Origin of the sequence: Kocuria palustris (assembly GCF_016907795.1) — a bacterium.
In the GTDB taxonomy this organism is placed as follows: domain Bacteria; phylum Actinomycetota; class Actinomycetes; order Actinomycetales; family Micrococcaceae; genus Kocuria; species Kocuria palustris.
Genome location: NZ_JAFBCR010000001.1, coordinates 1,577,571 through 1,601,547 on the forward strand (window position 1 = coordinate 1,577,571; position 23,977 = coordinate 1,601,547).

Annotated in this window: 27 protein-coding genes and 2 pseudogenes; 13 read left to right on the top strand and 16 right to left on the bottom strand. The window is 69.1% G+C overall.

The features are described 5' to 3' along the window. Positions 1-84: 84 nt before the first annotated feature. A complete protein-coding gene (locus JOE55_RS06965; protein WP_204782438.1) occupies positions 85-1,968 on the bottom strand; it encodes a BCCT family transporter in 1,884 nt (627 codons plus the stop codon). A 149-nt stretch (positions 1,969-2,117) separates the two neighbouring features. On the opposite strand from JOE55_RS06965, the gene JOE55_RS06970 reads away from it, so the two are divergent. The 4 genes from JOE55_RS06970 (at position 2,118) to JOE55_RS06985 (ending at position 4,243) form a co-directional block, all read left to right on the top strand. Continuing rightward, the gene (locus tag JOE55_RS06970) at positions 2,118-2,627 is read left to right on the top strand and encodes a VOC family protein (protein ID WP_204782439.1); all 510 of its coding nucleotides are present in this window, start codon (positions 2,118-2,120) and stop codon (positions 2,625-2,627) included. 26 nt (positions 2,628-2,653) lie between these two features. After that, a complete protein-coding gene (locus JOE55_RS06975) occupies positions 2,654-3,247 on the top strand; it encodes a MerR family transcriptional regulator (protein WP_204782440.1) in 594 nt (197 codons plus the stop codon). A gap of 120 nt (positions 3,248-3,367) precedes the next feature. Continuing rightward, the gene (locus JOE55_RS06980) at positions 3,368-3,859 is read left to right on the top strand and encodes a GNAT family N-acetyltransferase (protein ID WP_204782441.1); all 492 of its coding nucleotides are present in this window, start codon (positions 3,368-3,370) and stop codon (positions 3,857-3,859) included. 6 nt (positions 3,860-3,865) lie between these two features. Continuing rightward, positions 3,866-4,243, top strand: a complete 378-nt coding sequence (locus tag JOE55_RS06985) for an MmcQ/YjbR family DNA-binding protein (protein ID WP_058871666.1) — start codon at positions 3,866-3,868, stop codon at positions 4,241-4,243. A gap of 9 nt (positions 4,244-4,252) precedes the next feature. On the opposite strand, the gene JOE55_RS06990 is transcribed toward JOE55_RS06985, so the two are convergent. Genes JOE55_RS06990 through JOE55_RS07005 form a run of 4 tightly spaced genes read right to left on the bottom strand, consistent with a single transcriptional unit; the run spans position 4,253 to position 7,453 of the window. Then, complete coding sequence (locus tag JOE55_RS06990) at positions 4,253-5,440, bottom strand: acetyl-CoA C-acyltransferase (RefSeq protein ID WP_204782442.1); 1,188 nt, start codon at positions 5,438-5,440, stop codon at positions 4,253-4,255. After that, on the bottom strand, positions 5,421-6,818 hold the full coding sequence (locus JOE55_RS06995; RefSeq protein ID WP_204782443.1) for an AMP-binding protein: 1,398 nt from the start codon (positions 6,816-6,818) through the stop codon (positions 5,421-5,423). The genes JOE55_RS06990 and JOE55_RS06995 overlap by 20 nt, the downstream gene beginning before the upstream one ends. Before the next feature lie 2 nt (positions 6,819-6,820). Then, entirely contained in the window at positions 6,821-7,042 is a 222-nt protein-coding gene (locus tag JOE55_RS07000; protein ID WP_204783312.1) for a hypothetical protein, read from the bottom strand. A 6-nt stretch (positions 7,043-7,048) separates the two neighbouring features. After that, entirely contained in the window at positions 7,049-7,453 is a 405-nt protein-coding gene (locus JOE55_RS07005) for a hypothetical protein (RefSeq protein ID WP_204782444.1), read from the bottom strand. Between the two features lie 150 nt (positions 7,454-7,603). Here JOE55_RS07005 and JOE55_RS07010 point away from each other — a divergent pair, with 150 nt between their 5' ends. The 3 genes and pseudogenes from JOE55_RS07010 to JOE55_RS07020 all read left to right on the top strand — a co-directional run bounded on the left by JOE55_RS07010 (position 7,604) and on the right by JOE55_RS07020 (position 10,133). Further along, complete coding sequence (locus JOE55_RS07010) at positions 7,604-8,623, top strand: zinc-dependent alcohol dehydrogenase family protein (protein WP_204782445.1); 1,020 nt, start codon at positions 7,604-7,606, stop codon at positions 8,621-8,623. Between the two features lie 234 nt (positions 8,624-8,857). Next, positions 8,858-9,211 (top strand): annotated as a pseudogene (locus JOE55_RS13315) (MFS transporter); the annotation flags it as partial. A 52-nt stretch (positions 9,212-9,263) separates the two neighbouring features. Further along, a complete protein-coding gene (locus JOE55_RS07020) occupies positions 9,264-10,133 on the top strand; it encodes an MFS transporter (protein WP_338125451.1) in 870 nt (289 codons plus the stop codon). Between the two features lie 66 nt (positions 10,134-10,199). Here the strand turns inward: JOE55_RS07020 and JOE55_RS07025 are convergent, their stop codons facing one another. The 4 genes from JOE55_RS07025 to JOE55_RS07040 are packed head-to-tail and all read right to left on the bottom strand — an operon-like array spanning position 10,200 to position 12,929. Further along, complete coding sequence (locus JOE55_RS07025; protein WP_204782448.1) at positions 10,200-10,688, bottom strand: GNAT family N-acetyltransferase; 489 nt, start codon at positions 10,686-10,688, stop codon at positions 10,200-10,202. Positions 10,689-10,696: 8 nt separating this feature from the next. Next, positions 10,697-11,275, bottom strand: coding sequence for a DapH/DapD/GlmU-related protein (locus tag JOE55_RS07030; protein WP_204782449.1), 579 nt, complete (start codon positions 11,273-11,275; stop codon positions 10,697-10,699). Between the two features lie 40 nt (positions 11,276-11,315). Next, positions 11,316-12,005: an MOSC domain-containing protein gene (locus JOE55_RS07035; RefSeq protein WP_204782450.1), complete on the bottom strand. Its 690-nt coding sequence runs from the start codon at positions 12,003-12,005 to the stop codon at positions 11,316-11,318. A gap of 18 nt (positions 12,006-12,023) precedes the next feature. Further along, positions 12,024-12,929: an aldo/keto reductase gene (locus JOE55_RS07040; RefSeq protein WP_204782451.1), complete on the bottom strand. Its 906-nt coding sequence runs from the start codon at positions 12,927-12,929 to the stop codon at positions 12,024-12,026. A 116-nt stretch (positions 12,930-13,045) separates the two neighbouring features. Between JOE55_RS07040 and JOE55_RS07045 the strand changes: the two genes are divergently transcribed. Both JOE55_RS07045 and JOE55_RS07050 read left to right on the top strand, forming a co-directional pair. Next, positions 13,046-13,444 (top strand): VOC family protein, encoded by a 399-nt coding sequence (locus tag JOE55_RS07045; protein ID WP_204782452.1) that lies wholly within the window; start codon positions 13,046-13,048, stop codon positions 13,442-13,444. Positions 13,445-13,496: 52 nt separating this feature from the next. Beyond that, positions 13,497-14,279 (top strand): thioesterase family protein, encoded by a 783-nt coding sequence (locus JOE55_RS07050; protein WP_204782453.1) that lies wholly within the window; start codon positions 13,497-13,499, stop codon positions 14,277-14,279. Between the two features lie 151 nt (positions 14,280-14,430). On the opposite strand, the gene JOE55_RS07055 is transcribed toward JOE55_RS07050, so the two are convergent. From JOE55_RS07055 to JOE55_RS07070, 5 genes and pseudogenes are all read right to left on the bottom strand, one after another. Beyond that, positions 14,431-15,432, bottom strand: coding sequence for a bile acid:sodium symporter family protein (locus JOE55_RS07055; RefSeq protein ID WP_204782454.1), 1,002 nt, complete (start codon positions 15,430-15,432; stop codon positions 14,431-14,433). 64 nt (positions 15,433-15,496) lie between these two features. Then, positions 15,497-15,967, bottom strand: a complete 471-nt coding sequence (locus tag JOE55_RS13565) for a RidA family protein (RefSeq protein WP_420871003.1) — start codon at positions 15,965-15,967, stop codon at positions 15,497-15,499. Continuing rightward, a pseudogene (locus JOE55_RS07060) lies at positions 15,918-16,940 on the bottom strand (FAD-dependent monooxygenase); the annotation flags it as partial. The gene JOE55_RS13565 and the pseudogene JOE55_RS07060, both read right to left, overlap by 50 nt. Before the next feature lie 49 nt (positions 16,941-16,989). Beyond that, on the bottom strand, positions 16,990-17,412 hold the full coding sequence (locus tag JOE55_RS07065) for a hypothetical protein (RefSeq protein ID WP_006214311.1): 423 nt from the start codon (positions 17,410-17,412) through the stop codon (positions 16,990-16,992). Further along, positions 17,409-17,876 (bottom strand): Lrp/AsnC family transcriptional regulator, encoded by a 468-nt coding sequence (locus JOE55_RS07070; RefSeq protein ID WP_006214312.1) that lies wholly within the window; start codon positions 17,874-17,876, stop codon positions 17,409-17,411. Before JOE55_RS07070 ends, JOE55_RS07065 begins: the two co-directional genes overlap by 4 nt. A 166-nt stretch (positions 17,877-18,042) precedes the next feature. Between JOE55_RS07070 and JOE55_RS07075 the strand changes: the two genes are divergently transcribed. Both JOE55_RS07075 and JOE55_RS07080 read left to right on the top strand, forming a co-directional pair. Continuing rightward, positions 18,043-19,266, top strand: coding sequence for an NAD(P)/FAD-dependent oxidoreductase (locus tag JOE55_RS07075; RefSeq protein ID WP_204782456.1), 1,224 nt, complete (start codon positions 18,043-18,045; stop codon positions 19,264-19,266). Between the two features lie 16 nt (positions 19,267-19,282). Then, positions 19,283-20,233 (top strand): pyridoxal-phosphate dependent enzyme, encoded by a 951-nt coding sequence (locus tag JOE55_RS07080; RefSeq protein ID WP_204782457.1) that lies wholly within the window; start codon positions 19,283-19,285, stop codon positions 20,231-20,233. 105 nt (positions 20,234-20,338) lie between these two features. Here the strand turns inward: JOE55_RS07080 and JOE55_RS07085 are convergent, their stop codons facing one another. Next, on the bottom strand, positions 20,339-21,895 hold the full coding sequence (locus JOE55_RS07085; RefSeq protein ID WP_204782458.1) for an exonuclease domain-containing protein: 1,557 nt from the start codon (positions 21,893-21,895) through the stop codon (positions 20,339-20,341). Positions 21,896-21,983: 88 nt separating this feature from the next. Then, entirely contained in the window at positions 21,984-23,387 is a 1,404-nt protein-coding gene (locus tag JOE55_RS07090; RefSeq protein WP_204782459.1) for an Abi family protein, read from the bottom strand. A 181-nt stretch (positions 23,388-23,568) separates the two neighbouring features. Between JOE55_RS07090 and JOE55_RS07095 the strand changes: the two genes are divergently transcribed. Further along, positions 23,569-23,781, top strand: coding sequence for a heavy-metal-associated domain-containing protein (locus tag JOE55_RS07095; protein ID WP_024289530.1), 213 nt, complete (start codon positions 23,569-23,571; stop codon positions 23,779-23,781). Further along, positions 23,778-23,963 carry a hypothetical protein gene (locus JOE55_RS07100; protein WP_204782460.1) on the top strand — a complete coding sequence of 62 codons (186 nt, stop codon included), beginning with the start codon at positions 23,778-23,780 and terminating at the stop codon, positions 23,961-23,963. Before JOE55_RS07095 ends, JOE55_RS07100 begins: the two co-directional genes overlap by 4 nt. The last annotated feature ends 14 nt before the right edge of the window (positions 23,964-23,977 follow it).

A 23,977-nucleotide genomic window follows, 5' to 3' on the forward strand; every position in this document is an offset into this window, starting at 1 on the left:
GATCCGTGAGGAGGGGTGCTGATGCCGTCCTTCCCAGCGGGATGAACGGCGTCAGCGTGCCCTCACAGGCCGTATCGAAGGGTTTCAGTCCTTCTTCGGCTCGCCGTCGATGTCCGTCTCGGGCTCCTCGGCCACCGGGTTGTACCACTCCGTGAGCGCGGGGTCGGTGCTCTCGAAGTCGGCTCCGGCGCCGTCGTCGTCCACGTGCGTGGCGCCGAAGACGAAGTCGTCGCCGTGCTCGTCGATGCCTCGGTGGACGCCCTTGTAGATCGCCTCGCGCGCGTAGCGGCGCCGGATCATGTACGGGTCGTTCCGGAGGTCCCTGGCCCAGGAGATCATGATCCCCAGGATGATCAGGCCGAACGGCAGGGCGCAGGTGACCATGACCGACTGCAGGCCCGACAGGGCGAACTGGCCGCCGGCCAGCAGCAGGAACATCGAGACCAGGCCCAGGGCCAGGCCCCACATGATCGTGACCGGGGTCGACGGATTCGACCGCCCGGACTGCGACATGGAGCCCATCACGTTGGTCGCCGAGTCGGCTGCCGTGGTGAAGAAGATCAGGATCGCGACCAGGACCAGGAACGACGTCAGCCCGGTCAGCGGCAGGTTGCCCAGCATGTCGAACATGACGTTCTCGCCGCTGCCCTCCACGCCGATCGGATGGCCGTTGAGCTCCATCCACATGGTCGTGCCGCCGAAGACCACGAACCACAGCACGGAGATCGCCGACGGGGCGAACATCACGACCGTGACGAATTCCCGCAGAGTGCGGCCCTTGGAGATCTTGGCGATGAACATGCCCACGAACGGCGACCACGAGGTCCACCAGGCCCAGTACATCATCGTCCAGCTTGCGGAGAACTCGGACTCGACCTCACCCTGGCTCGGCGCCACGGACAGCATGGCGAAGGCGTTCTGGACGGTCGCGTAGAACGTGGTGGGGATCAGATCGAGCAGGAACAGCAGAGGTCCGGTCACCGCCACGAAGATCGTCAGGCCGATCACCAGGACCATGTTCGTGTTGGACAGGAGGCGGATGCCGCGCTTCACGCCGGAGACCGCGGAGATGATGAAGACGACGGTGAGCACGCTGATGATGACGACCAGGATGCCGTCGCCCTCCAGCGGCTGCCCCGTGATGATCGAGGTGCCGGTGCGGATCTGCAGCGCGCCGATGCCCAGCGAGGTCGCGGTGCCGAACAGCGTGACCATGAGGGCGAAGACATCGATGATCTTGCCCGGGATGCGGTTCGTGGCGTTCGGGAAGATCGGGTCGAACAGCGCGGAGATCAGCGGGAGACGGCCGCGGCGGTAGGCCGCATATGCCAGGGCGCCGCCGATGAACGAGTACACGCCCCAGGGGACGATCGTGTAGTGCAGGCTGGTCTGGGCCATGGCGGCGGGGACCGCGTCCATGGAACCGGCCTCGACGTCGAAGGCCGGGGGCGGGGTCATGAAGTGGCTCAGCGGCTCGAGCGGTCCGTAGAAGACCAGGCCGATGCCCAGGCCCGCCGCGAAGAGCATGGAGATCCAGGAGCCCGTGGAGAACTCCGGCTCGCTGTCATCCGCACCGAGCTTGATCTTGCCGGTGGGGCCGAATCCGATCACCAGCATGAACAGCACGACGAGTGCGACGAGAGAGCCCAGCAGCCAGCCGAAGTGCGTGACCACCCAGGTCTGCATCTGCGGACCGATCGCGCCCAGGTTCTCCGGGGCGATGATCGCCCAGCCCAGCACGCCGATGACCAGCACGGCGGCGGCGGCGAAGACGACCTTGTCGGTGGGGAAGTGGTCCCTGGCATCCTCGACGTCCAGCCCGGGGATCAGCGCCGGATGGATCGTGCGGTGCCCGCCGGCTGCCAAGCGCATGGTGGTCTGGACGCTCTCGGGCGCCTTCTGGTCATGGATCCTGTTCTCGATCTGGATCTCCGAATCGGACTCGCTGTCCGAGGCTCGGTGTCTCATCTGAAGCTCCCTGATCTATCGGCGGCGTCCGAGGCTAACGGGATGCTGGGCAGAACCCCAGAAGAGCCTGTCTGCGCGAGGCGATGTTCGTCCGGGATTCGCCGTCGGCGCTTGACCCTCTCATCGCGTGAGGTCCCACGCTGATCTCCATGGATGACAACCGCACTTCCGCACCGGCGAGCCCCGTTCCCACCCCCGACAGCAGTGCCCAGCCACCGGCGCTGTGCCGCGAGATCTACGGGATGCCGATGTTCGTCTCGATCCCCTGCCGGGACCTGACCGCCTCGTCCGCGCTCTGGACCGAGGGGCTCGGGTTCTTCGAGCTGTTCGCGATCCCGGGCCAGCTGATCCACCTGCGGCGCTGGGCGTTCCAGGATGTCCTGCTGATCCCCGCCGAGGCGCAGCCGCTCGAGGCTTCCTCCCAGCCTCCGACGGTGAGCTTCGCGTGCGTCCTGGACCAGCTCGACGTGATCGCCGAGGCCTGCCGCTCAGCCGGCGGGGCGGTCGACGGCCCGCATGATCGCCCGTGGAACGCCCGCGAGCTCGCCGTCATCACACCCGAGAGGACTCGCGTGGTCATGACAGCAGCGAAGCCCTTGGTGCACGATTCGCCGGAGGACCACGCGCTGCGGGCCATGGGCATCTCCGAGTCCGCATGAGCACGTCGATCTGTTCCGAGGACGGCATGAGCACCACCGAGCAGGACCTGACCATCGGCCCCGCCGCAGCGGCATTGGGCGTCTCCGTGCGCACGCTGCGCCACTGGGATGACCTCGGCATCCTGCGTCCCGCCGGGCGGGCAGCGAGCGGATACCGGCTCTACTCGGCAGATGATGTGGTTCGCGGCCGACGGATCCTGGCATATCGGGAGCTGGGCTTCTCCCTGGACGAGGTGACGGCCCTGCTCCACGAGCCCGCACAGCAGACGGTTCGACGACTGCGCGAGCGCCGCAGCGCCGCGGAGGCGGAGGCCCGACGGCTGCAGGCCGCGCAGGACGACCTCGACCGCCTGGCCGATGCCCTCGAGCAGGGCATCCTGCTCTCCGAGACCGAGCAGGCGGAGGCTTTCGGTCCCGACTGGGATCCGCAGTGGACCCGAGAGGCCCGTGACCGCTGGGGCGGCACCGACGCCTGGACGGAGCAGGCGGAGCGCGGCGCACGGCGCGGCCCTGAGCAATGGGCTCGTCTCGCCGCAGCGCCATGTCCTGCTGGGCCGGATGTACCCGACGGATCCATCCTTCCGGGTCCGCTGCGACCGCCTGGCCAAGGGTCTGGTTGACTGGCTCGCGCTGGTGATCGATGCCCGGGCCCGATCGCTGGGCATCGACCCGGAGACCGCGGCCTGGGAGTGACGGTGACCGGGCCCAACGTCGTCGGGCGGCGGTGCTAGCTTCGGGCCATGACCGAGACCACCATCCGCGCCGCAGTTCCCGATGACGTCCACGAGATCGTCGAGCTCGTGCACGATCTGGCCGTGTACGAGAAGGAGCCCGACGCCGTGAAGCTGACCCCCGACGTGTTACGGGAGCAGCTGTTCGGCGAGCGTGCGGCGATCTTCGCCCACGTGGCGGCCGCCCCGGAGGGGTCCGGGCGGCGGATCGACGGCTTCGCACTGTGGTTCCTGAACTACTCCACCTGGGAGGGCACGCACGGCATCTACCTGGAGGATCTCTACGTGCGTCCGGAGGCCCGCGGTGCGGGGCACGGCAAGGCGCTGCTGCGCACCCTGGCCCGCACCGCCCGCGAGCGCGGCTATCAGCGCGTGGAGTGGTCCGTGCTGCAGTGGAATCGGCCGTCGATCGAGTTCTACCGCTCCCTCGGCGCGGTCCCCATGGACGGCTGGGACGTCTACCGGCTGACCGGCGACGCCCTCGTCTCCTTCGGCAGCTGAATCCCCGTGGACGAGCAGGAGCTGCTGTCCTGGGCGGAGGAGGTCGCCCTGCAGTGCCCCGGCGCTGAGCTGGAGCACCCCTTCGGCCCGGAGACGGACGTGTTCAAGGTCCGCGGGCGGATGTTCCTCATGCGCCTGGAGCTGCGCGGCCAGTGGATGGTGAACCTCAAGGTCGAGCCGCAGGACGGACAGGCCCTGCGCGATGAGTACGCCGAGATCACCCCCGGCTACCACATGAACAAGAGGCACTGGGTCTCGGTGCGCGCCGGCGAGGCCCTGAGCAGGAGGTTCGTCCGCGAGCTCGTCGTGGACTCCTACCGCCTGGTGCTCGAGAAGCTGCCGCGCAGCGTCCGCCCCGTGGATCCGGAGACGTACGGGGGCTGAGCTCCCGGCTCAGCGCGTGGGCCCGGGGAGGGCGGTCTTCTCGAAGAGCGCCGCCGTGCCGATGCCGCCGGCCGAGCTGATCATGGCCAGCAGCAGGCTGCCCTCCGGCAGATCGCACGCTCGGGCCAGCAGCCGGACCACCGAGACTGCCCCGGAGGCGCCGTAGGCGTGGCCGAGGGCCAGGGCTCCGCCGTCGGCGTTGAGCACGCGCTCGTCGATGCCCAGCAGGTCGGTGCAGGCGAGCACCTGCCCGGCGAAGGCCTCGTTGAACTCGACCGCCGCGAGCTGCCGCGCGGCCACCCCCTGCTCCGCCAGCAGCCGAGCCGCCGCGGCAGCCGCTCCCAGGCCCAGTCGCGTGGGGTCCACCCCCAGGGTCGACGCGCCGCGGAAGGCCAGGGCCGTCGTCGCTCGCAGGCCGTGCGCCGCCGCCGGGGTCGCGATCAGGACTGCAGCGGCCCCATCCGCGTCGGCGCAGGAGTTCCCGGCGGTCACGGTCCCTCCGTCGACGAATGCCGCCGGGAAGCGGGCCAGCAGGTCGGCGTTCAAGCGCGGACGCGGGCCGTTGTCGGCCGTGACCTCGCCGCGGGCACCGGTCACCGGCACGAGCTCGTCACGGAACCGGCCGGCGGCGGCCGCCTCGAGCGCCCTGCGATGGCTGCGGAGCGCGAACGCGTCCTGGCGCTGACGGTCGATCCCGTGCTCCCGGGCCACGGTCTCCGCGGCTTCACCCATGCCCGGATCCCCCAGGTGCTCGGGGCTGAAGCGGGCGCGCCGGTAGAACTCGACCTCCCCGTCCGCGCCGCGACGGCCTCGCAGCGGAGCCGTGCTGATGCTCTCGGCGCCGCCGGCCAGGAAGGCGCTTCCCGCTCCGGCCTGCGCCAGTCGGCAGGCCAGCACGACGGCGTCGAGCCCCGAGCCGCACTGCCGATCGACCGTGACCCCCGGGACCGACAGCGGCAGCCCGGCCTCCAGGGCCGACAGCCGTGCCAGGTTGCCTCCGGCGCCCACCGCGTTGCCCATCACGACGTCCGCGACGGACTCCGGCGCCAGGCCCGTCTCCGTCACGAGCCGCTGCAGGATCGGCGCCAGCAGACGGTGCACGGGCACGTCGGCCAGCGCGGTCCCTGCTCGTGTCAGCGGGGTCCGGCGCCCGAGCAGGAGCAGAGGCGCTGAGGGATCAGCCGAGCGGTCGGGCACGGGGATCTCCCTCCTCGATCCAGGATCGCAGCACGGCTCGACTGATCTTCCCTCCGCCGGTGACGGGCAGTTCACCCAGACGCCAGTACTGCTGGGGCCGCTTGGTCGAGGCCAGCATGGTCTCCAGCGCGGCCCGCAGACTCTGCCGATCCGCCCCTTCGTCCTCGAGAAGGACGCCGGCGACCAGGCGCTGTCCGCGAGAAGGATCCGGCAGGCCCACCACGACGGCCTCGGCCACCCCCGGCACAGAGCCGATCGCGGCCTCCACCTCCTGCGGGTAGATGTTCAGCCCGCCCGTGTTGATCATCTCGGAGGCCCTGCCCAGCACGTGCAGCCGCCCATCGCGCAGGAAGCCCTGATCCCGCACCGTCGCCAGGTCTGCGATCCGCGCGAATGCCCGGCCGTCATCGCCCCACAGGTAGCCGTCGCACACCAGATCGGAGCGCACGGCGATGCTGCCGGTGCTGCCCTCCGGAAGGACACGGCCGTCGTGGTCCACGATGACCGCCTCCACGCCGGGGAACGGCAGCCCCACCGCCGTCGGGTCGAGCGTCCGGATCTCCCCCGGCGGATGCTCCTGAGCGGCCACGAAGCCGAGCTCCGCGGCGCCGAAGTACTCCCAGATCACGGCATTCGGCGCCCATCGGCGGGCCGCGGCCAGCGTCTGCGGATCCAGCTTCTGCCCCGCGCAGACGATTGCACGCAGTCCATGCGCAGACTCTCCGGCAGCCAGGGCGCGCTCGGCGATCAGGCGCAGCATCGTCGGCACGGCCACCACCCGGGTGACGCCCTCGGCGGTGATCGCCGCACGGGCCGCCGCGCTGTCGAAGCGCGGCAGGACGACGGCGGCGGCGCCGGCGTGCAGGCACTCGGAGAGAGCGTAGAGATTCATGCTCGACGACAGCGGGCCGGGCACCAGCACCCGGTCCTCACTGCGCAGGTCGAAATGCCGGGTCGAGGCCTCGAAGGAGCGTCGCCAGGAGCCGCGGCTGCGCAGGAACCCCTTGGGCACCGAGGTGGTGCCGGAGGTCAGGCCCACCAGGAAGGCGGAGTCGTCGGGCCCGTCGCGCAGGTGTGCCGGTGCTGCGCTTTCCGGGAGCACGTCGCGGCAGCGCTGGCTCACCGCGCCGCCGATGCTCTCGGGCAGAGCCGGATCCAGGACCGCGCACACGCGCCGCTCGGCCACCCCCGCGGCCCATCGCACGACGAACTCCGTGCCGGTGCCCTGCTGCAGGATCCCGACAACCTCCCCTGAAGCCGCCAGCTCGGCAGCCCGCGAGCGCAGCCCGCTCCAGCTCAGCCGGTCGTCGGCGCAGACGACGGCCGTGTCCTGCGGACGCTGCTCGGCCCAGCGGGAGAGACGGTCCAGGAAGGGCACGGCTAGGCCGTTCCCAACATGAGCTTGAACCCCTCGTGGTTGCGCTCGAAGCCCAGCCGCTCGTAGAAGCGGTGGGCGTCCTTGCGCTGCCTGTCCTCCGAGCGGATCCCATCGCGGGAGGCGCCCAGCATGTCGTCGGACATCAGCTCGATCAGCGCCGGCAGGTCCTCGGCCGTCGCCTCCTCCAGCACGACGTCAGTTCCCGGAAGCTCGATCCTGTCCATTCGTCCTCACCATCCCGGCTGGTTGCTGCTGGTCCACGGGTCGCTGCGATCGCGCCACGGATGCGGGCTGCCGTGGTCGATCTCACGGCGCATCTCGACCAGGCGGTGATCCGCCTCGGCCCATCCGAGAACGCTCTCACGGTGGGCCACGTGCCCGCGCTCCGTCACGACCAGCGGCACGGCGGCCATCCCGGACGCACGGGCGAGCAGGACGAACGGCATCGCGATCCACTGCGCCAGGGACTCGAGCAGCCACAGCACCAGCAGCGGAAGCAGCAGGATCATGGCGATCGCGCCCACGACGACGGAGATCGGATCGTCCACGGCCGAGCCCGGCATGATCTCCAGGACGCCGGCCATCCAGCGCCGCGAGCGGCTTCGCCACGGAAGGAGGCGTCGGCGCGCCTTCATGGCTGCCTCCTCAGTCTCATGGCGGCCAACCGGCCGCGGATCGGTTCGTGAGCAGTCTGCCAGAGGTGTCCCGACAGGGCCTCTGTGTCGTCGGAGCCCCGTTCTACGCTTTCCAGAGGAAGGCACGACACGACTCATCAGGAGGCACCCATGCGCGGCGTCATCATGCACAGCCCCGGCGAGGTCCGGGTCCAGGATCGCGACGACCCCCAGATCGTCGAGCCCACGGACGCGATCATCAAGGTCACGGCCGCCTGCGTCTGCGGCTCGGACCTGTGGCCCTACCGCGGGGCCCAGGACGTGGAAGATCAGCCCATGGGCCACGAGTACGTGGGCGTCGTGGAGCAGGTCGGCGACAGCGTCACCACGGTGAAGCCCGGGGACTTCGTGGTGGGGTCGTTCATGACCTCGGACGGCACCTGTGAGATCTGCCAGGCCGGCTACCAGTCGCGCTGCGTGGACACCACGCCCATGGGCGGGATCGGCACGCAGGCGCAGCTCGCTCGCATCCCCCAGGCAGACGGCACGCTCGTGGCCACGCCGGAGCACCCGGACGATGACCTCATCCCGTCGCTGCTCGCAGCCTCGGACGTGCTGGGCACCGGCTGGTTCGCCGCCGACGCCGCAGCCGCCGGCCCGGGCAAGACCGTGGCCGTGGTCGGCGACGGCGCCGTGGGCCTCATGGGCATCCTGGCCGCCCAGCAGATGGGCGCAGAGCGCATCATCGCCATGTCCCGCCACGAGTCCCGGCAGAAGCTTGCCCGCGAGTTCGGCGCCACGGATATCGTCACCGAGCGCGGAGACGACGGCGTGGCCAAGATCAAGGAGCTCACCGGCGGCCTCGGCGCGCACAGCGTCATCGAGGCCGTGGGCACCCAGGAGGCCATGCTCCAGGCCATCAAGTCCACCCGCCCCGGCGGTCACGTGGGCTTCGTCGGCGTCTCCCACGGCGTGGAGCTGCCCGGCGACCTCCTCTTCGGCAGCACGGTCCACCTGCACGGCGGCCCCGCCCCGGTGCGCCGCTACCTCCCGGAGCTGATCCAGCTGATCCTGGATCGGAAGATCGAGCCCGGCAAGGTCTTCGACAAGCGCCTGCCGCTCGAGGAGGCCGCGGAGGCCTACCGCCTCATGGACCAGCGCGAGGCCATCAAGGTGCTGCTGGAGGTCTGAGCGGGGCGTCCGAACAACACCGACGTCGAAGGCGGTTCCGGTGAACCTGCAGGTTCACCGGAACCGCCTTCCGCTTGGCGAGCAGCCGCAGAGCCGCATATCAATCTGGTCTATTGATAGATCTGGACTACATTGTGCTGAGCATCACTTCAGTGTTGGAGCGCATCCATGAACACCGCCTCACCCTCCACCGGGCCTCGGATGACCTTTCAGCAGGTCATGGACGACCGGCCGATGAACAGCCGGCGCTGGCTGATCGTGCTCCTGTGCTTCGTGGTGGCCCTGCTGGACGGATTCGACACCCAGTCGATCGCCTTCATCGGCTCCTCGATCGCCGCGGACTTCGGCATGGCCGCGACGGACATGACGTGGGTGATCACCGCGAGCACGATCGGCATGGCCCTGGGCGCCATGACGCTCGGCTCTGCGGGGGATCGCTTCGGACGCAAGCGGACGATCATCGTCGCCCTGACGATCTTCGGGGTGTTCTCGATCCTCGGAGCCTTCGCCCAGACCACATGGCAGATCATCGCGCTGCGATTCCTCATCGGCCTCGGCATGGGCGGAGCCACGCCCGCCCTGCTCGCACTGGTGGCGGGAGTACAGCCACCAGAAACGCCGCGGCCTGTCCCTGAGCCTCGTGCTGCCCGGCCTCCCCGGAGGGGCACTGCTCGGCGGCGTGGTCGCAGCAGAGTGGCTGCCGATCCTGGGGTGGCGCGGCATGTTCCTGCTGGGCGGCGTCCTGCCCGTGATCATGATCGCGGTGATGTTCTTCTGCCCTGAGTCCCCCGGATATCTCGTGGCTCGCGGCCGCCCCGGCGACCAGACGAAGGCTCGAATGCTCATCCACCAAGCGACGAAGGTCCCTGTCGATCAGAGCACCGCGCTCGTGCCGGAGCTCGGCGGGCGGTCCCGAGGCTCCATCGCCGCCCTGTTCGACCAGAAGTACCGCGCCACCACGATCGCCGTGGGCGCTGTCTATCTCGCAAACTGGATCGCCTGGTTCCTGCTCCTGCAGTGGATGCCGACCGCCCTCCACATGCTCGGGCTCTCGACGTCGGACGCAGCCTTCGGAACGATCGTCGTCAATGGGGCCTTCATCCTCTTCTCGTTCCCGATCTCCTTCCTCCTGCCCCGAGTCCAGCTGCGGAAACTGCTGCTCGGAATGTTCACGGTGGGCATCCTCGTCAGCCTGGGGCTCGGGCTGGCAGGCAGCCAGTGGACGGTGATCTTCGTGCTCATCGCACTGGCGGGGTTGGGCATCGGCGGCCAGCAGCTCGTGCTGAACTACCTCGTCGCTGGGACGTACTCCACGGAGCTGCGAGGTGTGGCCACCGGGTTCTCGATCGGTGTCGGGAGGCTCGGATCGATCGTGGGCTCCGCGCTGGGAGGAACTCTGCTGGCGGCCTTCGGCCCGAACGGCTACTTCGCCGTCCTCGCTGTCCCCTTGGCCGTCGCGGCCATCGCAACGGTGCTGGTCCGGGCACCGAAGACGCCCTCCTCCCACTGAGTGGATCCGCCAGCTCCCAGTCTTCTCCAAGTCCTGATTGGGACTTGGAGAAGACTGGGCGATTCGTCACCTCCTCTGTGCCGCAACGAGGACGGCACCACAGGAAGTGCGCAAGGGCGCGAATCCAAGTCGGGCTGGTAGCGACGACGGAATGAGCACAGGGTCATCAGGATCGAGCAGAGGCGTTGACCCTTGCCCCTGGACATGCTTGACCGACTCCTTCAACAGGTACCTGGCGATGCCCTGATCGTGCTTTGAAGGCTTCACGAACAGCCGACCGATCATCATGAGCGCAGCGTGATCCTCACCTAGCTGCGCGGCCGCTTCCCGAGCCCAATCGGTGTCCGGAGACGGCCGGAACTGCACGTGGCCGACGATGTTCCGGGTCGGCGTCACGACCACGGGCGCCTGATCGAAGACCCAGGAGCACTCCGCGTCCGTGGACTCCAACCACGCTCGCTGCCGATGCTGCGGCAGCACTTCGGCACGCTCCGCCAACTCGGCGAGCACCTCGCTCAGCCGGTCGAGGTCCTCAGGTCTGCGATCTCGGATCATGAAGCTCCTCAGCGCTCGTACCCGGGCACTGAGCTGATCTGCTTCGCGGGAGTGCCCACCACCACGGCGCCCGCGGGCACATCCTTGGTCACGGTCGAGGAGGCGCCCACCACCGCCCCATCGCCGATGGTGACGCCGGGCAGGATCGTGACGTTGGCGCCGAGCCAGACGTCGTCGCCCAGGACCACCGGAGCGGGGTGCATGTCGCCGCGCTTGGTCGGATCCATGTCGTGGTTCAGCGTGGTGATCACCGCGTTGTGCCCGATCAGGCAGCGGTCGCCGATCGTGATCCCGCCCTGATCCTGGAACGCGCAGCCGGAGTTGATAAAGACGTCGCAGCCGATGCGCAGGGCTTTGCCGAAGTCCGAGCGCAGCGGCGGGAAGACGGTCACGGAGGCGTCGATCTCCTGACCGGTCAGCGCACCCAGAAGACGTCGGACCTCGCCGGGGTCCTGGTAACCGGTGTTGAGCGCGGCGGTGATGCGCAGCGCCTCCTGGCTGATCTCGTGCATGGCCGCATGCAGGTCCGATCCGCCGCGGATGACCTCCCCTCGGCTTATCCGCTCCAGCAGCTCGTCGCGCTCCACGGTGTGCTCCTTCGGCGTCTTTCGCTGTGTCCTGCCCGGTTCAGGCCGCGAGCATGGCCCTGACGGGGTCCCCCACTGCCAGCTCGCCCTCCGTCACGACCATGCAGCCGTAGGCCAGCAGCGCCCCGGGACGGATGCACCGCAGCAGAGAATGGTCCTTTGCCCCGGTGACGGGGTCATGGTCGATGATCACGCAGCGCTCCAACTCCCCCACGACCCCCAGCGTCACCGCACCGACCTCAAGGCGCGATCCGGCCGCGAGCGCCAGCGGGGCGTCGCGGTCGTCGATCACCAGATTGGGACGGTAGCGGTGCGTGTCCGACGGCAGCCCCGCCAGCTCGGAGCGCAGCAGCACGCTCACAGGCGCGCCCCAGACGATCGCGTCCGAGAACAGGGTGCGGGCCAGCAGGACCTGTCTCCCGGCCTCGTCCGAGAGTCGCCGTGCGAGAGGTCCGTCGTGCACGCGCGCAGGGATCCGGCGGTCGTAGTAGCGGATCCGTGCCTCCTGATGGACCACGTGCTGGTCATCACCGGGCAGATCCCCCGGCTCGACCACCAGTCGGACCATGGCCGGGAACTGCGGGGCCCGCAGGCAGATCAGGTCATCGGCCCAGACCGGCGTCCAGCGACGGTCCCGGTCCAGCCCGCCGACCGCCACCCCGATCCGCTCATGCTGACTCCACCCCAGTCCCTTGACCAGGGTGGAGCCGATCCGCTCGAGGTGCGCCATGGTGGCCCGGCCGGCGGCTCAGGCCTCCGGGATCTCCTTGCCGAAGTCCTCGAGCGTCACCTGGTGCGGCTCCGGTCCGCCGCGCTTGCCGGTGTTCAGGGCATCGAGCTGCCCCAGCTCGTCGCCGGTCAGCTCGAAGCCGAAGACGTCCAGGTTCTCGCGGATGCGCTCGGGATTCACCGACTTGGGGATCACCTGACGGCCGCGCTGCAGCTGCCAGCGCAGCATGACCTGCGCCGGGGTGGCCTGGTGAGCCTGGGCGATCTGCGTGATCGTCGGGTCGTCGAAGGTCGTGTGCTCCTGGCCGTCGAGACCGCGGTAGCTGGTGATGCCGCCGATCGGGGACCAGGACTGGGTCAGGATGCCGTGCTCGCGCCCGAACTCCTCGACCTCGGTCTGAGCGAAGTACGGGTGGTACTCGATCTGGTTCACGGCAGGCACCACGGTGGTGCGCTGCATGAGCTCCTCCAGGTGGCGGACCTCGAAGTTGCTGACACCGATCGCACGGACCTTGCCGTCTGCGAGCAGCTGCTCGAGGGCCATGTACGCCTGGATCGTGCGCTCGAACTCGCCTTCGAGGGCCTGGTGCAGGATCAGCAGGTCGAGCTGCTCCACACCGAGCTTGCCGGCGGCCTTGTCGAAGGCGTGCAGCGTCTCCTGGTAGCCGTAGTCGTTGATCCAGACCTTGGTCTCCAGGAAGACCTCGTCGCGCGGGACGCCGGAATCGCGCAGGCCCTGCCCGACCTCGCGCTCGTTGCCGTAGGCCGCGGCGGTGTCGATCAGGCGGTATCCGGCGCGCAGCGCGGCCTCGACGGCCTGGGCCGTCTCCTCCGGCTCGGACTGGTAGACGCCGAGCCCGATCACGGGCATCTCGACGCCGTTGTTCAGGATGAACGTGCTGGCGGGATTCTGCAGATCGGTCATCTGTCCATCATGCTCTGCGGCAGGGCATCTGCGGGAGGCCTTCTCCTCGACGCGAACACCCGCTCGCCACTCGCGTCCATGTTGTGACGTGCGCGACATCGACGCAGACTGGCCTCATGGACACCGCACCCCGCCCCGCCCTGCACACCACGGTCCTGGACACCCAGAACGTGGCCTCGCTGGCTGACTTCTACCGTTCGCTGTTGGGCTGGGACTACGCGCCCGGGACCGAGAAGGACTCCGGCGAGTGGCGCACGCTGCTCGGACCCGGCGGCGTCAGGCTCTCCTTCCAGCGGGTGGAGGCGCTCCCGCCTTCGACCTGGCCGAGTCCCGACGTGCCGCAGCAGATCCACCTCGATCTGACTCTCGAGACCGTCGACGAGCTGCGGGCCCTGAAGCCTCGCCTGCTCGAGCTCGGTGCCGTCATGCTGCAGGACTCCCTGGATGATCCGGAGGAGCGGCTGCTGATCGTGGCAGACCCGGCCGGTCACCCTCTGTGCGTCTTCGTACCCTGATCCCTCACTCCCCCTGACGACTCCCCCGCTCCCTCGCCGACCCAGGAGACCCATGACCGCCGAGCAGGCCTTCTTCCATCGCACCGGCCCCACCACGTTCGAGCCCACCGAGCACGCCTCGGGCGCCTGGTCGGAGGAGGATCACCACTTCGCCTCCATCGCCGGCCTCGTGGTGCACGAGCTCGAGCGCTTCCGCTCCGACCAGGGCGACTCGCAGCTGCAGCTCGGCCGGATCAGCTACGACATCCTGGGGCGTCTGCCCATGTCCGAGCTGACCGTCGACGTCGAAGTCCTGCGACCCGGGCGGACCATCGAGCTGCTGCAGGCCACCGTGACCATCGCCGGACGCGCCGTCGTCATCGCCCGGGCCTGGTACCTCTCGCACGCGGACACCGCCGATGTCGTCGGCGGCCAGGCCGAGCCGATGCCCTCTCCGGAGGAGGTCGAGCCCTGGGAGATGAGCAACGGGTGGCCGGGCGGCTACATCGCCCAGATCCAGGCCAGGGTCGTGCAGCAGCGTCCGGGGCGGGCAACCGTGTGGCTGCACAGCCCGTCGGAGATCGTGGCCGAGGAGACCGCCGGCGACCTCGCCCGGTTCTTCTCCAGCATCGACGCCGCCAACGGGATCGCCGTCCGCCAGCAGACGGACCGGTGGACCTTCCCCAACGTCGATCTCACCGCCCATCTGCACCGGGTCCCGGAGGGCACCTGGACCGGCCTGGACACCGAGGTCATCTGGGGCCCGGACGGCGTGGGACTCACCAGCTCCACGCTGCACGACGCCCGCGGACCCGTCGGCACGGCCGAGCAGATCCTGACACTGCGTCGGATCTGAGGGCCTCTGCGACTGGCCGAAACGACACCTCAACCTCATCGAGTGGCCGATTGCTCACCGTTTCGTCGCTGAAACGGTGAGCAATCGGCCACTCGAGGGAGGGGCGGTGGCGATTTGGCCACTCGTGACGACGACGGGTGACGCGACTGCCTCAGCGGTGCGTGGGCTCCGCGTGATCGTCCGGACGACGACGGCCCCAGATCGAGGCCAGGATCCCGCCGGAGATGTTGTGCCACACCGAGAAGATGGCCCCGGGCAGGGCCGCCTCGGGCGTGAAGTACTGCGCGGCCAGGCCTGAGGCCAGCCCCGAGTTCTGCATGCCGACCTCGACGGAGACCGCGCGTCGGGAAGCCACCGGGAAGCGCACGAGCGCTGCAACTGCATACCCCAGGCCGTAGCCCAGCAGGTTGTGGAGGATGACGCCCACGATCAGACCCAGGCCGGCAGCGGCCAGCACCTCGCCGGAGCCGGAGACCACGGCGATCACCACGTAGGTGATGCCCAGCACCGAGACCCACGGCAGGATCGACTCGACCCTCCGCACGAATCCGGGCAGCAGAGAGTGGATGATCAGCCCCAGGATGATCGGGACCAGGACAATCTGCACGAGCGACAGGGCCAGGCTCCCGGTGGGCACCTCCAGGAACTGACCGGCCAGCGCCAGGGTGATCAGCGGCGTCAGCAGCGGCGAGAGCAGCGTGGACAGCGACGTCATGGTCACCGAAAGCGCCACGTCACCCTTGGCCAGGTAGGTCACGACGTTCGACGACGTGCCGCCCGGCACCGAGCCCACCAGGATCATGCCCGCAGCCAGCTGCGGCGGCAGATCGAGGGCGGTCGCGATGCCCAGAGCAAGCAGCGGCATGATCGTGAACTGCAGGATGACTCCGGCGATCACGGGCAGCGGCCGCTTCAGCACGAGCGCGAAGTCCGGCAGGGACAGCGTCAGCCCCATGCCGAACATGATGATCATCAGCGCCGGCGTCACCCCCGCGCCCCAGCCGGCGAAGGCCTGCGGGAACAGCAGGGCGACGGCGGCTCCGGCCAGGATCAGCAGCGGGAACACCGTCACGGCGCGTCGACTGCTGCGCTGCTCCTTGCTCGATCCGCCGGTCGATCCTCCGCCGGGTGCGGTCTGCGAGTGCTGGGCCATGCTCGCCCTCCCCTTCCGTGTGCGATCCGTCGAGCCTATCGGCGGAGCACGGAGGAGCGTGGGCTCAGCCCAGGTGCGCGATCGCCGAGATCTCCACCAGGAACTGCGGGCGGGCCAGGGCGGCCACCCCGATCACGGTATGCGTGGACAGGACGTCGCCGGTGAAATGCCGGGCGCGGGCCGCGCTGATCGACGGGGCCTGGGTGACGTCGGTGAGGTAGGTGGTCGTGGAGACGATGTCGTCCATGGACCCGCCGGCTTCCTCCACCGCCGCGCGCATGTTCGTGAAGACCTGCTCCACCTGGACGTCGCTGTCGCCCTCGCCCACGATCGTGCCGAGGCGAAGGACACCAGTCCGGAGATGTGCAGATCGTCGCCGGCGCGCACGCCGTAGGAGCACACGGTGCGAGCGGCGGGCTCGGCCGGCAGGGCGGGCCGTCGGGCAGGTGGAGCATCTCGCCCACCGCGACCGAGGCGTCCACGACGCGACGGGTCCGGAAGCGCCGTCGTCGTTCGTATTCGAGGCGAGCGGCATCCCAGTCGTCGGAGCCGGCCAGCAGGTCCGAGAGCAAGATCGCGTCCTCGATGGACTGGTTCGCGCCCTGCCCGTGGTGCGGGACGGTCGCGTGGGCGGCGTCGCCGAGCAGAGTGATCCGGCCGTCGGACCAGTGCGTGAGCGGCGGTCGGAAGAACAGCGCCCACCGCTCGGTCACGGGCACCGCGGTGACCATCTCGACGACGGGTGCGGCCCAGTCCTCGAAGCCCTCGAGCTGATGGCCCTCCTCCACCGGCACGACCCAGCCCTTCTCGGACCACGGGAGCCGCTCGCGGCGGACCAGGAAGAAGTTCTGGTCCCCGCTGCCGATCGGATAGTGCAGCAGGTGCCCGCCGGGGCCCATCCAGAACTGGATCGCCTCCGGATCTGGCAGCGACGGCATCAGCTCGGGCGCCACGATCCCGCGGGAGGCGGAGCAGCCGGACCAGCGGGCGTCGTCGTAGCCCAGCAGCGTGCGCCGGGTCAGCGAGCGAGCGCCGTCCGCGCCGATGACCAGGTCGGCCTCGGCTGCGTCCCCGTCGGCGAAGCGCAGGACGGCGGCGGAGCCCGAGCCGTCGATCTGCACCACGCGCTTGGCCAGGTGCAGCGAGTCGGGGTCCAGTGCGCTGAACAGGATCGACTGCAGATCGGCGCGGTGGATGCCCAGGAACGAGGCGCCGAAGCGGCGCCGGTACTCGTCGTGCGACGACAGCCGTGCGATCCGCTCGCCGGTGCGGCCCTCCCGGAAGATCAGTCCGTCCACCTCCGCGGAGACGGCCCCCAGGGGCTCGGCCAAGCCGAAGCGCTGGTCGTAGAAGCGGGTGGCGTTGGCCGACAGCGACACCGCCGCCCCGACCTCCCGCAGCACCGGGGTCTGCTCGTAGAGCTGGACGTCCAGGCCGCGGCGCTGCAGCTCGATGCCCAGGGTCAGGCCGCCGATCCCTGCTCCGATGATGGCGATCCGCTTGCTCATGAGGCCTCCTCCGCAGGCCTGCGGCGAGCCTACGGCCTCGTGCTGCGCATCACATCCCCCGGGCCGCCAGCGCCCCGTGGCACGCCGCGAGCACTTCCGTCGCCGGCTCCCCCGCCCGGCAGGTGGACATGGGGACCTGGCCGAAGGCGCCGCGCGGCAGAGGATCCCGGCACAGCTGCGCGGTGCGCGGCCCATCCCAGTCGATGTGCACGAACCACGCACCGTCCTCCTGGACGATCTCGGCCACCGTCCCCACGGCGCACAGCTCCTGCCGCCGGGAGAGGTAGGCCCAGACCAGATCCCCGGGCCGCATGATCCGGAAGCCCGTGCGCAGGCACCAGCGGCGGATCGGCTGCGAGCGCCCGATCGCGTCCCAGACGGCCGTGGCATCTGCGCGGGTGCGCCAGTCGCCGGGCAGGTGCTCGGCGTGGGCGGCGGGGTCGATGGGCAGCAGCCAGTGCGCAGATCTCATCGCGGCGAGTGGTCGAAGATCAGGCTCGTGTTGGTGGACGCGACCTCCTCGCGCATGCTGATCCGGTCCGAGACCAGAGCGCGCAGGGCCTCGGTGTCGCGCACCGCCGCGTGGACCAGGAAGTCGCGGTCCCCGGCGAGGAAGTAAACCTGCCGCGACTCGGGCAGATCCGTCAGGTAGGCCTGGAATCGCGTCAGGGAACGACGGGCGTGCGGGTGGACGCGGATGCTGATGAGCACCTCGATCGACAGCCCGAGCGCAGCAGGATCCACCTCGGCGCGGAAGCCGGTTATCACCCCGGACTCGACCAGCGCACCCACCCGCTTGTGACAGGTCGACTCCGCCGCCCCCACTCGACGAGCCAGCTCGCTGATCGCCATTCGCCCGTTGCCGCGCAGCTCGCGCAGCAGGGCCTGATCCAGCTCATCCAGGGCACGAGGCGAGGCGGATTCTGCGGTGACCATGGGCTCTCCTGAGGGTCGGTCAGCGGATTCCGTCGATTATCGCTGAATGCGCACGGATTCCTCCATGGACCATGGAGGAATCGGCAGAGTCCTTCTAGTGTTCCGGATCACATCATCAGCAGCGCCCGCGGCCATCCGCACCGCACGGTCCCCCAGGAGGAGAGGCATGAGCCACGCCATCGTCATCGGAGCAGGAATGGTCGGTCTGGCCACCGCCTGGCACCTCCAGGAGCGCGGTCTCGAGGTCACCGTGATCGACAAGGAGGGCGTGGCCGCGGGGTCGTCGTGGGGCAATGCCGGCTGGCTCTCCCCGGGCAAGACCATCCCGCTGTCGCACCCGAGCCTGTGGGGCTACGGGCCCAAGGCGCTGCTGGACCCCGACGCCGCCCTGCACGTCCCCGCCCGCGTGGACCCCACGCTGTGGAGCTTCTTCGCCCGGTTCATGGCGCACGCGACCACCAAGTCGTGGGATCGCACCATGGCCGCGCTGACGCCGATCGACAAGCTCGCGCTGGAGGGCTTCGACGAGCTGACCGACGGCGGCATCGAGTCCTGGACGCGCAAGAGCCCGTTCGTCGTCGGGTTCGAGAACGAGAAGCAGTCCCAGGGGTTCCTGGGCGAGGTGGCCGGAGCGGTCCGCCACGGCCAGGACGTGCCGTTCGAGCCGCTCGAGAACCCCCGCGAGCTCGCGCCGATGCTCTCCGAGAACGTGAAGGTGGCCTACCGGCTGGAGGGCCAGCGCTACTTCGAGCCCGGCCCGTTCATGGAGGCGCTGGGGCAGGCCTTCGTCCAGCGCGGCGGCACCCTGCGCACGGGTGTCGAAGTCACCGACGTGAACTCCACGCGGACCCCGTCGGTGACTCTGTCCACGGGCGAGCACCTCACCGCGGACACCGTCGTGATCGCCACCGGCGCCTGGCTGCCCCGGCTGGCGGCGCCGCTGGGCGTGAAGGTGAAGGTCCAAGCCGGGCGCGGGTACTCGTTCTCAGTGGCCACCGACCAGCCCGCCGAGCACCCCGTGTACCTGCCGCACGCGCGCATGGCCTGCACCCCCTACCAGGGGCGGTTCCGCATCGCCGGCACCATGGAGTTCAAGCACGCCGATGAGCCCTTCGACCCGGGGCGCATCACCGCGATCGTCAACGAGGCGCGGAAGCTCATGACCGGCGTGGACCTCGACGCGCGCCAGGACGAGTGGGTCGGCTCGCGCCCCGTCACCCCGGACGGCCTCCCGCTGATCGGCGCCACGCAGGTCCCCAATGTCTACGTGGCCGGCGGGCACGGCATGTGGGGCATGGTCCTGGGACCCATCACCGGGCGCCTTCTGGCCGATCAGATCACCACCGGAGCGATCCACCCGGCGATCAAGGCCTTCGATCCACTGCGCTGAGACGGATACTGGGGCCATGAGCCCCACCTCCGACGACGTCCTGGCCGCCGCCCGCATCCTCGAGGGCGTCGCGCACCGCACCCCGGTGCTGAGTTCGAGCACGCTCGACGAGCAGCTCGGGTGCTCCGCGCACCTCAAGGCCGAGAACCTGCAGCGAGCGGGGGCCTTCAAGTTCCGCGGGGCGTTCACCGCGCTGTCGCGGCTGCCGCACGACGACGCCGTCGTCGCCTTCTCCTCGGGCAACCACGCCCAGGCGGTGGCCCTGGCCGCTGCGCTGCAGGGGCGTGCGGCCACGATCGTGATGCCGTCCGATGCCCCGGCGATGAAGTCGGCGGCCACGCGCGGCTACGGCGCCGAGGTGGTGGCCTACGACCGCCGCGCCGAGGATCGCGCGGCGCTGGCGGCCCGTCTGGCCGAGGAGCGCGGGGCGCATGTGATCCCGCCGTTCGACCACCCGGACATCATCGCCGGGCAGGGCACGGCCGCCCTCGAGCTGCTCCAGGAGACCGGGCCGCTCGATCTGCTCTTCGTGCCGCTGGGCGGCGGGGGCCTGCTCTCAGGGTCACTGCTGGCCGCCGGCCTGCTGGCTCCGGACTGCCGCGTGATCGGCGTGGAGCCCGCCGCTGGGGACGACGTCCAGCGCTCCCTGGCTCTGGGGCGCCCCGTCACGATCGACGTCCCCGAGACGCTGGCCGACGGGGCCCAGACCACCCGGGTGGGCGACACGACGTTCGCGATCATCCGCGAGCGCGTGGAGTCGGTCATCACCGTCCCCGACGACGCCCTGGTGGCCGAGATGCGCTTCCTGGCCGAGCGCATGAAGACGGTCGTGGAGCCCACCGGCTGCCTGGGGCTGGCAGGACTGCGCGCCTGGGCTCAGGAGCACGACGTCCACGGGCTGCGGGCGGGGGCGATCCTCAGCGGCGGGAACGTGGACCTGCAGAGGTTCGCGACGCTGGTGGGGTGAGCCCGGTGGGCTCGGACTGTCACATCTGCTGCAACAGCAACGTTGCAGCAGATGTGACAGTCGATGCCGAGTCACCTTTCAGGATGCCCTGACCTCTCCAGAGCGTCAGGTGCTCTGAGGACGGCGACGGCCCCGAAGCCAGATGAGATAGACCCCTAGGAAGGCCATCCCTAGGGCCGTCAGCGCCATCAGAAGTGTCACCATCACGGCTGCGATTGTGACCCCGACGGACTCCGATGGCGTGAACACGCCCACGAGAGCCACGGTGAGGAGAAAGAGGGCCGCGAGCGCGCCGAGGACCAGAAGCACCCACCCCAGGATTTTCCGCCACATCGCAGGACGCGGCCCCGGTCCGCCCAGCGAGGCTCCCTCGCCTCTGATCGAGGACCCGCGGGTCCCTCGACGACCTGGCGTCTGAACGTGCGCATCCGGTGCGACAGGGGCCCATCGCGGAGTGCTCGGAGCTGCTTGCTCAGCAGATGCCTGCGATGGCGCCTGCCAGATGGGGGCCTGTGAACTCTCGGAGGCCGCTGCAGCAGCACCATCCGACCTGTGGTCTACACCGAACACAGGCGCTTCGGGAGGAAGCGTCGCCGGGGCTGGATGCTCCTGTACTGGAGGTTCCGAGGGGGCAGAGGCCGCCATTGGCACAGTCGGCTTCACGACCGGCGGGGTCTCCGCAGGCGCTTCGCGACAAGCAGGTGAGGGAGCCTCGATGAAGTCGGCCTCAGTCGGCTTCCATTCCATGAGGTCGAAGAAGTCCCACCGACCCACGAAGATGATCGCGTTGCCACGGTCTCGATACTCCGAGGCCTTCCGCTCTTTGCTACTGCCGAGTTCGGGGCGGTACGCATCCGGAAGCCGCCGATGGGAGGCCGCCACAAGCATGGTGGTCTTGAGCGTCACATTCTTCTGGGGAGTCCCTCCGGCCGCTGCAATGCGCTCGAAGGCTCTCCACCGGTCCATGGAACCCAGGTCCCCGGTGAGCACGACTGACTGCCCGAAGAGCGGGTGCCGTTCGTCTGCCTCTGGATCCGGCTTCGGGAGATCGGCGACCTTCGCCTTGGAGACACGGTCCGAGCTCCACTTCGAAGATCCCGTCCGCGTCTGCTGCAACGGCCACAGACCATTGATGGTCTCAGCACCGATCTGCTTGCCGATGCTGATGGCGATCTGCGCGCACGCTGCCGCATCTGCGGCCGCATCGTGGTGCTTGAATCCCTTGACCCGCAGATGTTTCGCCACGGTCGGGAGCTTGTAGTCCGGAAGCCTCAGGTGCTGGCGTGCAAGCTTCAGCGTGTCCTCCCACCGCGCCGACGGCGGTGTGATCCCCACCCGTCGACAGGACTCGGCATAGACAGACTGATCGAAGCTCGAGTTGTGCGCGATCAGCGGTGAGCCGCCGCGGAAGGACTCGATGCGCGCCAGGCTCTCCTCCCAGCTGATGCCACGACGCCGAACATCCTGTGGGCGAATCCCATGGATGCGGATGTTGCCTAAATCGAAAGCGTCAGCACCTGTCGGCGGAACGACCAGCCACGAGTCCTTGGCGATGATCTGCCCGCCGAGAACCCTCACGACCCCGACCGCGCAGACGGAGGCCCTTTCGCGATTCGCCGTCTCGAAGTCAATGGCAGTGAAGTCAAGCGCGCTGGGTGCCATCCGTCGGCCCTTCCGGAGTCTGATGATTACGGATCCACTCTAAGCGCCTGTGATGCGGACGCATGCGCTGACTGGATCGACTCAAGTGTTATGAGACGGGATGAGGCCCCGGAAGATGCTCGTCCCCCACGGATTCGAGCAGATCACCTGCGCCGATCAGGTCCTTCGGTGCGCCACCAAGCTCCGGGATCGGCGTGATCCACCATTCCAGGACGTCCCAGCTGACCTCAGCGCGTTCCGTATCGCCGGCAAGACGGCGGAAGAGCTTCTCATTCAGGTCGGCCACCGCTGGGATGACGTCACCGTCCCGGAACTGGAAGCGCGGGTAGAGCTTCGTCCCTCCGTATGACACGGCCACGAGCGCGGAGTTCTTCGTCAGATATCTCAGCCAGCTCTGTCTTTCCCGCGCCGGCTTCACACTCAGCAGCTGCCGTGTCACATCGTTCGTGCCGACAGGTGCGCTCGCGAGCAGCTGAGCACGCCGGGCCAATTCAGGATCCCGTCGGTAGTCGGCCCGCCAGATTGCTCGGCCCGCCCACCCGTCCGGAAATCCCATCGCTTCCGGCGAAATTCCGAGGCGGCTCTGTCCACCCGCGATGAGCTCCATCGCCCGGTCCTTCCAGGCATCCCCCGGATCGATGCGCTCGAGCAGGTAGGAGAGAACGGCGATGCTTCCATACAGGTGCCGCCGACCACGTCCATCGACGTGCTCCAGTTCCGGCACAGTCCTGCTGCGAGCAAGCTCCGCGGTGAACGATCGGTTCCAAACGCGCGCATGGTGTGCACACAGATTTCGGAGGTGCCTCATGTGCTCCAGCCAATTGCTGAGCAGTGCTGAGTCCCCTTGACCAGTGGAGGTGAACAAGTCGAAGGCTGCCGCGATGAGCCGCCGGTCCTGCTCTGCTGCTCCGAGAAACAGTCGGCGAAGAGTGCCGAAGGACATCACCTCGGTGGCGACCCACACCGGCAGGTGCGGTCCGTACTCCTGGCGGAAATGGCGCACGAACGTCTCCTGTGAGCGGGCCTCCTGGCGGTCGTACTCTTCGAGCCACTCTGCATGCGGGCTGCGCGATGAAGAGCCTGCTGCTGGAGAGCTGGTGAACGCCGGATCCAGGGATGCCGACTCACGGTGAGCGAAGCGATCGCGAAACCCGAGCGTGTGCCCGACGCGGAATCTCAGCGCGATCTCGACGGCTTCGATCGCCTCCAGCAGCAGCGAGCGCACCTGTCCATCGAAGTCGTGGATCCGCACAACCATCCGCAACGAGGTGTTCGCCTCGAACTCCGAGGTCACCTCGACCTCGCCAGAATCCAAAGTGCGTCTGACCCGGTGCGGATACCAATAGCCGGAGAGCCGGTAATACCCGATGCGCCGCAGGACCGCCCCGGCTTCGTCAGCGGCACCCGTCGTCATGCCGCGGTCCCGCAGGAGCTGCACCTGCTCGCCGATGGACAGGAAGGGCTTCGCGTACGAACTCTCCACCTGGACCATGGCAGAAAACTAGCCGCCCCTCAGCAAACGAGGAAGCGGCTAGCCGTGATGCTGTGAATCTAGCACGGCCACGACCGCCGGAGGAAGCCCCCTGCACCCCTTGACCGCCATACCCCAAGGGGGTATACATGGAGTCATCACCTACCCCCTAGGGGTATCACCACCAGCGAAGGAGCGCACCATGGCGACCACCGAGTTCAACGTCACCGGCATGACCTGCGGCCACTGCGAGATGTCCGTGCGCGAAGAGGTCGAGGAGATCCCCGGAGCCTCCGTGAGCCAGGTCAGCCACAAGACCGGCCGCCTCGTCGTCGAGAGCGACCAGCCCGTCGACGACGCCGCAGTGAAGGCCGCCGTCGAGGAGGCCGGCTACTCGGCCGAGCGCGCAGCGTGAGCGCCGCCGCCCGCCTCGGGGCCTACCTCGCGGCGCTGGCGGCGGTCTTCGTCGCCGCCTTCTTCATCGGCCGCGCCGTCGTGCCTCAGAGCACCGTGGACTCCTGGACCCAGCAGGCCGAGGAGTCCTCGCACTCGCAGACCCCGGACGAGCCTGAGAACCCCGCCGATTCCGATCACTGACCCCCCCGATCCGC

What these genes read in the sequence shown, in the direction of transcription:
- JOE55_RS06965 (WP_204782438.1), bottom strand. Translation starts at nt 1,968, where the DNA reads ATGAGACACCGAGCCTCGGACAGCGAGTCCGATTCGGAGATCCAGATC.
- JOE55_RS06970 (WP_204782439.1), top strand. Translation starts at nt 2,118, where the DNA reads ATGGATGACAACCGCACTTCCGCACCGGCGAGCCCCGTTCCCACCCCC.
- JOE55_RS06975 (WP_204782440.1), top strand. Translation starts at nt 2,654, where the DNA reads ATGAGCACCACCGAGCAGGACCTGACCATCGGCCCCGCCGCAGCGGCA.
- JOE55_RS06980 (WP_204782441.1), top strand. Translation starts at nt 3,368, where the DNA reads ATGACCGAGACCACCATCCGCGCCGCAGTTCCCGATGACGTCCACGAG.
- JOE55_RS07000 (WP_204783312.1), bottom strand. Translation starts at nt 7,042, where the DNA reads ATGGACAGGATCGAGCTTCCGGGAACTGACGTCGTGCTGGAGGAGGCG.
- JOE55_RS07005 (WP_204782444.1), bottom strand. Translation starts at nt 7,453, where the DNA reads ATGAAGGCGCGCCGACGCCTCCTTCCGTGGCGAAGCCGCTCGCGGCGC.
- JOE55_RS07010 (WP_204782445.1), top strand. Translation starts at nt 7,604, where the DNA reads ATGCGCGGCGTCATCATGCACAGCCCCGGCGAGGTCCGGGTCCAGGAT.
- JOE55_RS07025 (WP_204782448.1), bottom strand. Translation starts at nt 10,688, where the DNA reads ATGATCCGAGATCGCAGACCTGAGGACCTCGACCGGCTGAGCGAGGTG.
- JOE55_RS07035 (WP_204782450.1), bottom strand. Translation starts at nt 12,005, where the DNA reads ATGGCGCACCTCGAGCGGATCGGCTCCACCCTGGTCAAGGGACTGGGG.
- JOE55_RS07040 (WP_204782451.1), bottom strand. Translation starts at nt 12,929, where the DNA reads ATGACCGATCTGCAGAATCCCGCCAGCACGTTCATCCTGAACAACGGC.
- JOE55_RS07045 (WP_204782452.1), top strand. Translation starts at nt 13,046, where the DNA reads ATGGACACCGCACCCCGCCCCGCCCTGCACACCACGGTCCTGGACACC.
- JOE55_RS07050 (WP_204782453.1), top strand. Translation starts at nt 13,497, where the DNA reads ATGACCGCCGAGCAGGCCTTCTTCCATCGCACCGGCCCCACCACGTTC.
- JOE55_RS07055 (WP_204782454.1), bottom strand. Translation starts at nt 15,432, where the DNA reads ATGGCCCAGCACTCGCAGACCGCACCCGGCGGAGGATCGACCGGCGGA.
- JOE55_RS13565 (WP_420871003.1), bottom strand. Translation starts at nt 15,967, where the DNA reads ATGCCGCTCGCCTCGAATACGAACGACGACGGCGCTTCCGGACCCGTC.
- JOE55_RS07065 (WP_006214311.1), bottom strand. Translation starts at nt 17,412, where the DNA reads ATGAGATCTGCGCACTGGCTGCTGCCCATCGACCCCGCCGCCCACGCC.
- JOE55_RS07070 (WP_006214312.1), bottom strand. Translation starts at nt 17,876, where the DNA reads ATGGTCACCGCAGAATCCGCCTCGCCTCGTGCCCTGGATGAGCTGGAT.
- JOE55_RS07075 (WP_204782456.1), top strand. Translation starts at nt 18,043, where the DNA reads ATGAGCCACGCCATCGTCATCGGAGCAGGAATGGTCGGTCTGGCCACC.
- JOE55_RS07080 (WP_204782457.1), top strand. Translation starts at nt 19,283, where the DNA reads ATGAGCCCCACCTCCGACGACGTCCTGGCCGCCGCCCGCATCCTCGAG.
- JOE55_RS07085 (WP_204782458.1), bottom strand. Translation starts at nt 21,895, where the DNA reads ATGGCACCCAGCGCGCTTGACTTCACTGCCATTGACTTCGAGACGGCG.
- JOE55_RS07090 (WP_204782459.1), bottom strand. Translation starts at nt 23,387, where the DNA reads ATGGTCCAGGTGGAGAGTTCGTACGCGAAGCCCTTCCTGTCCATCGGC.
- JOE55_RS07095 (WP_024289530.1), top strand. Translation starts at nt 23,569, where the DNA reads ATGGCGACCACCGAGTTCAACGTCACCGGCATGACCTGCGGCCACTGC.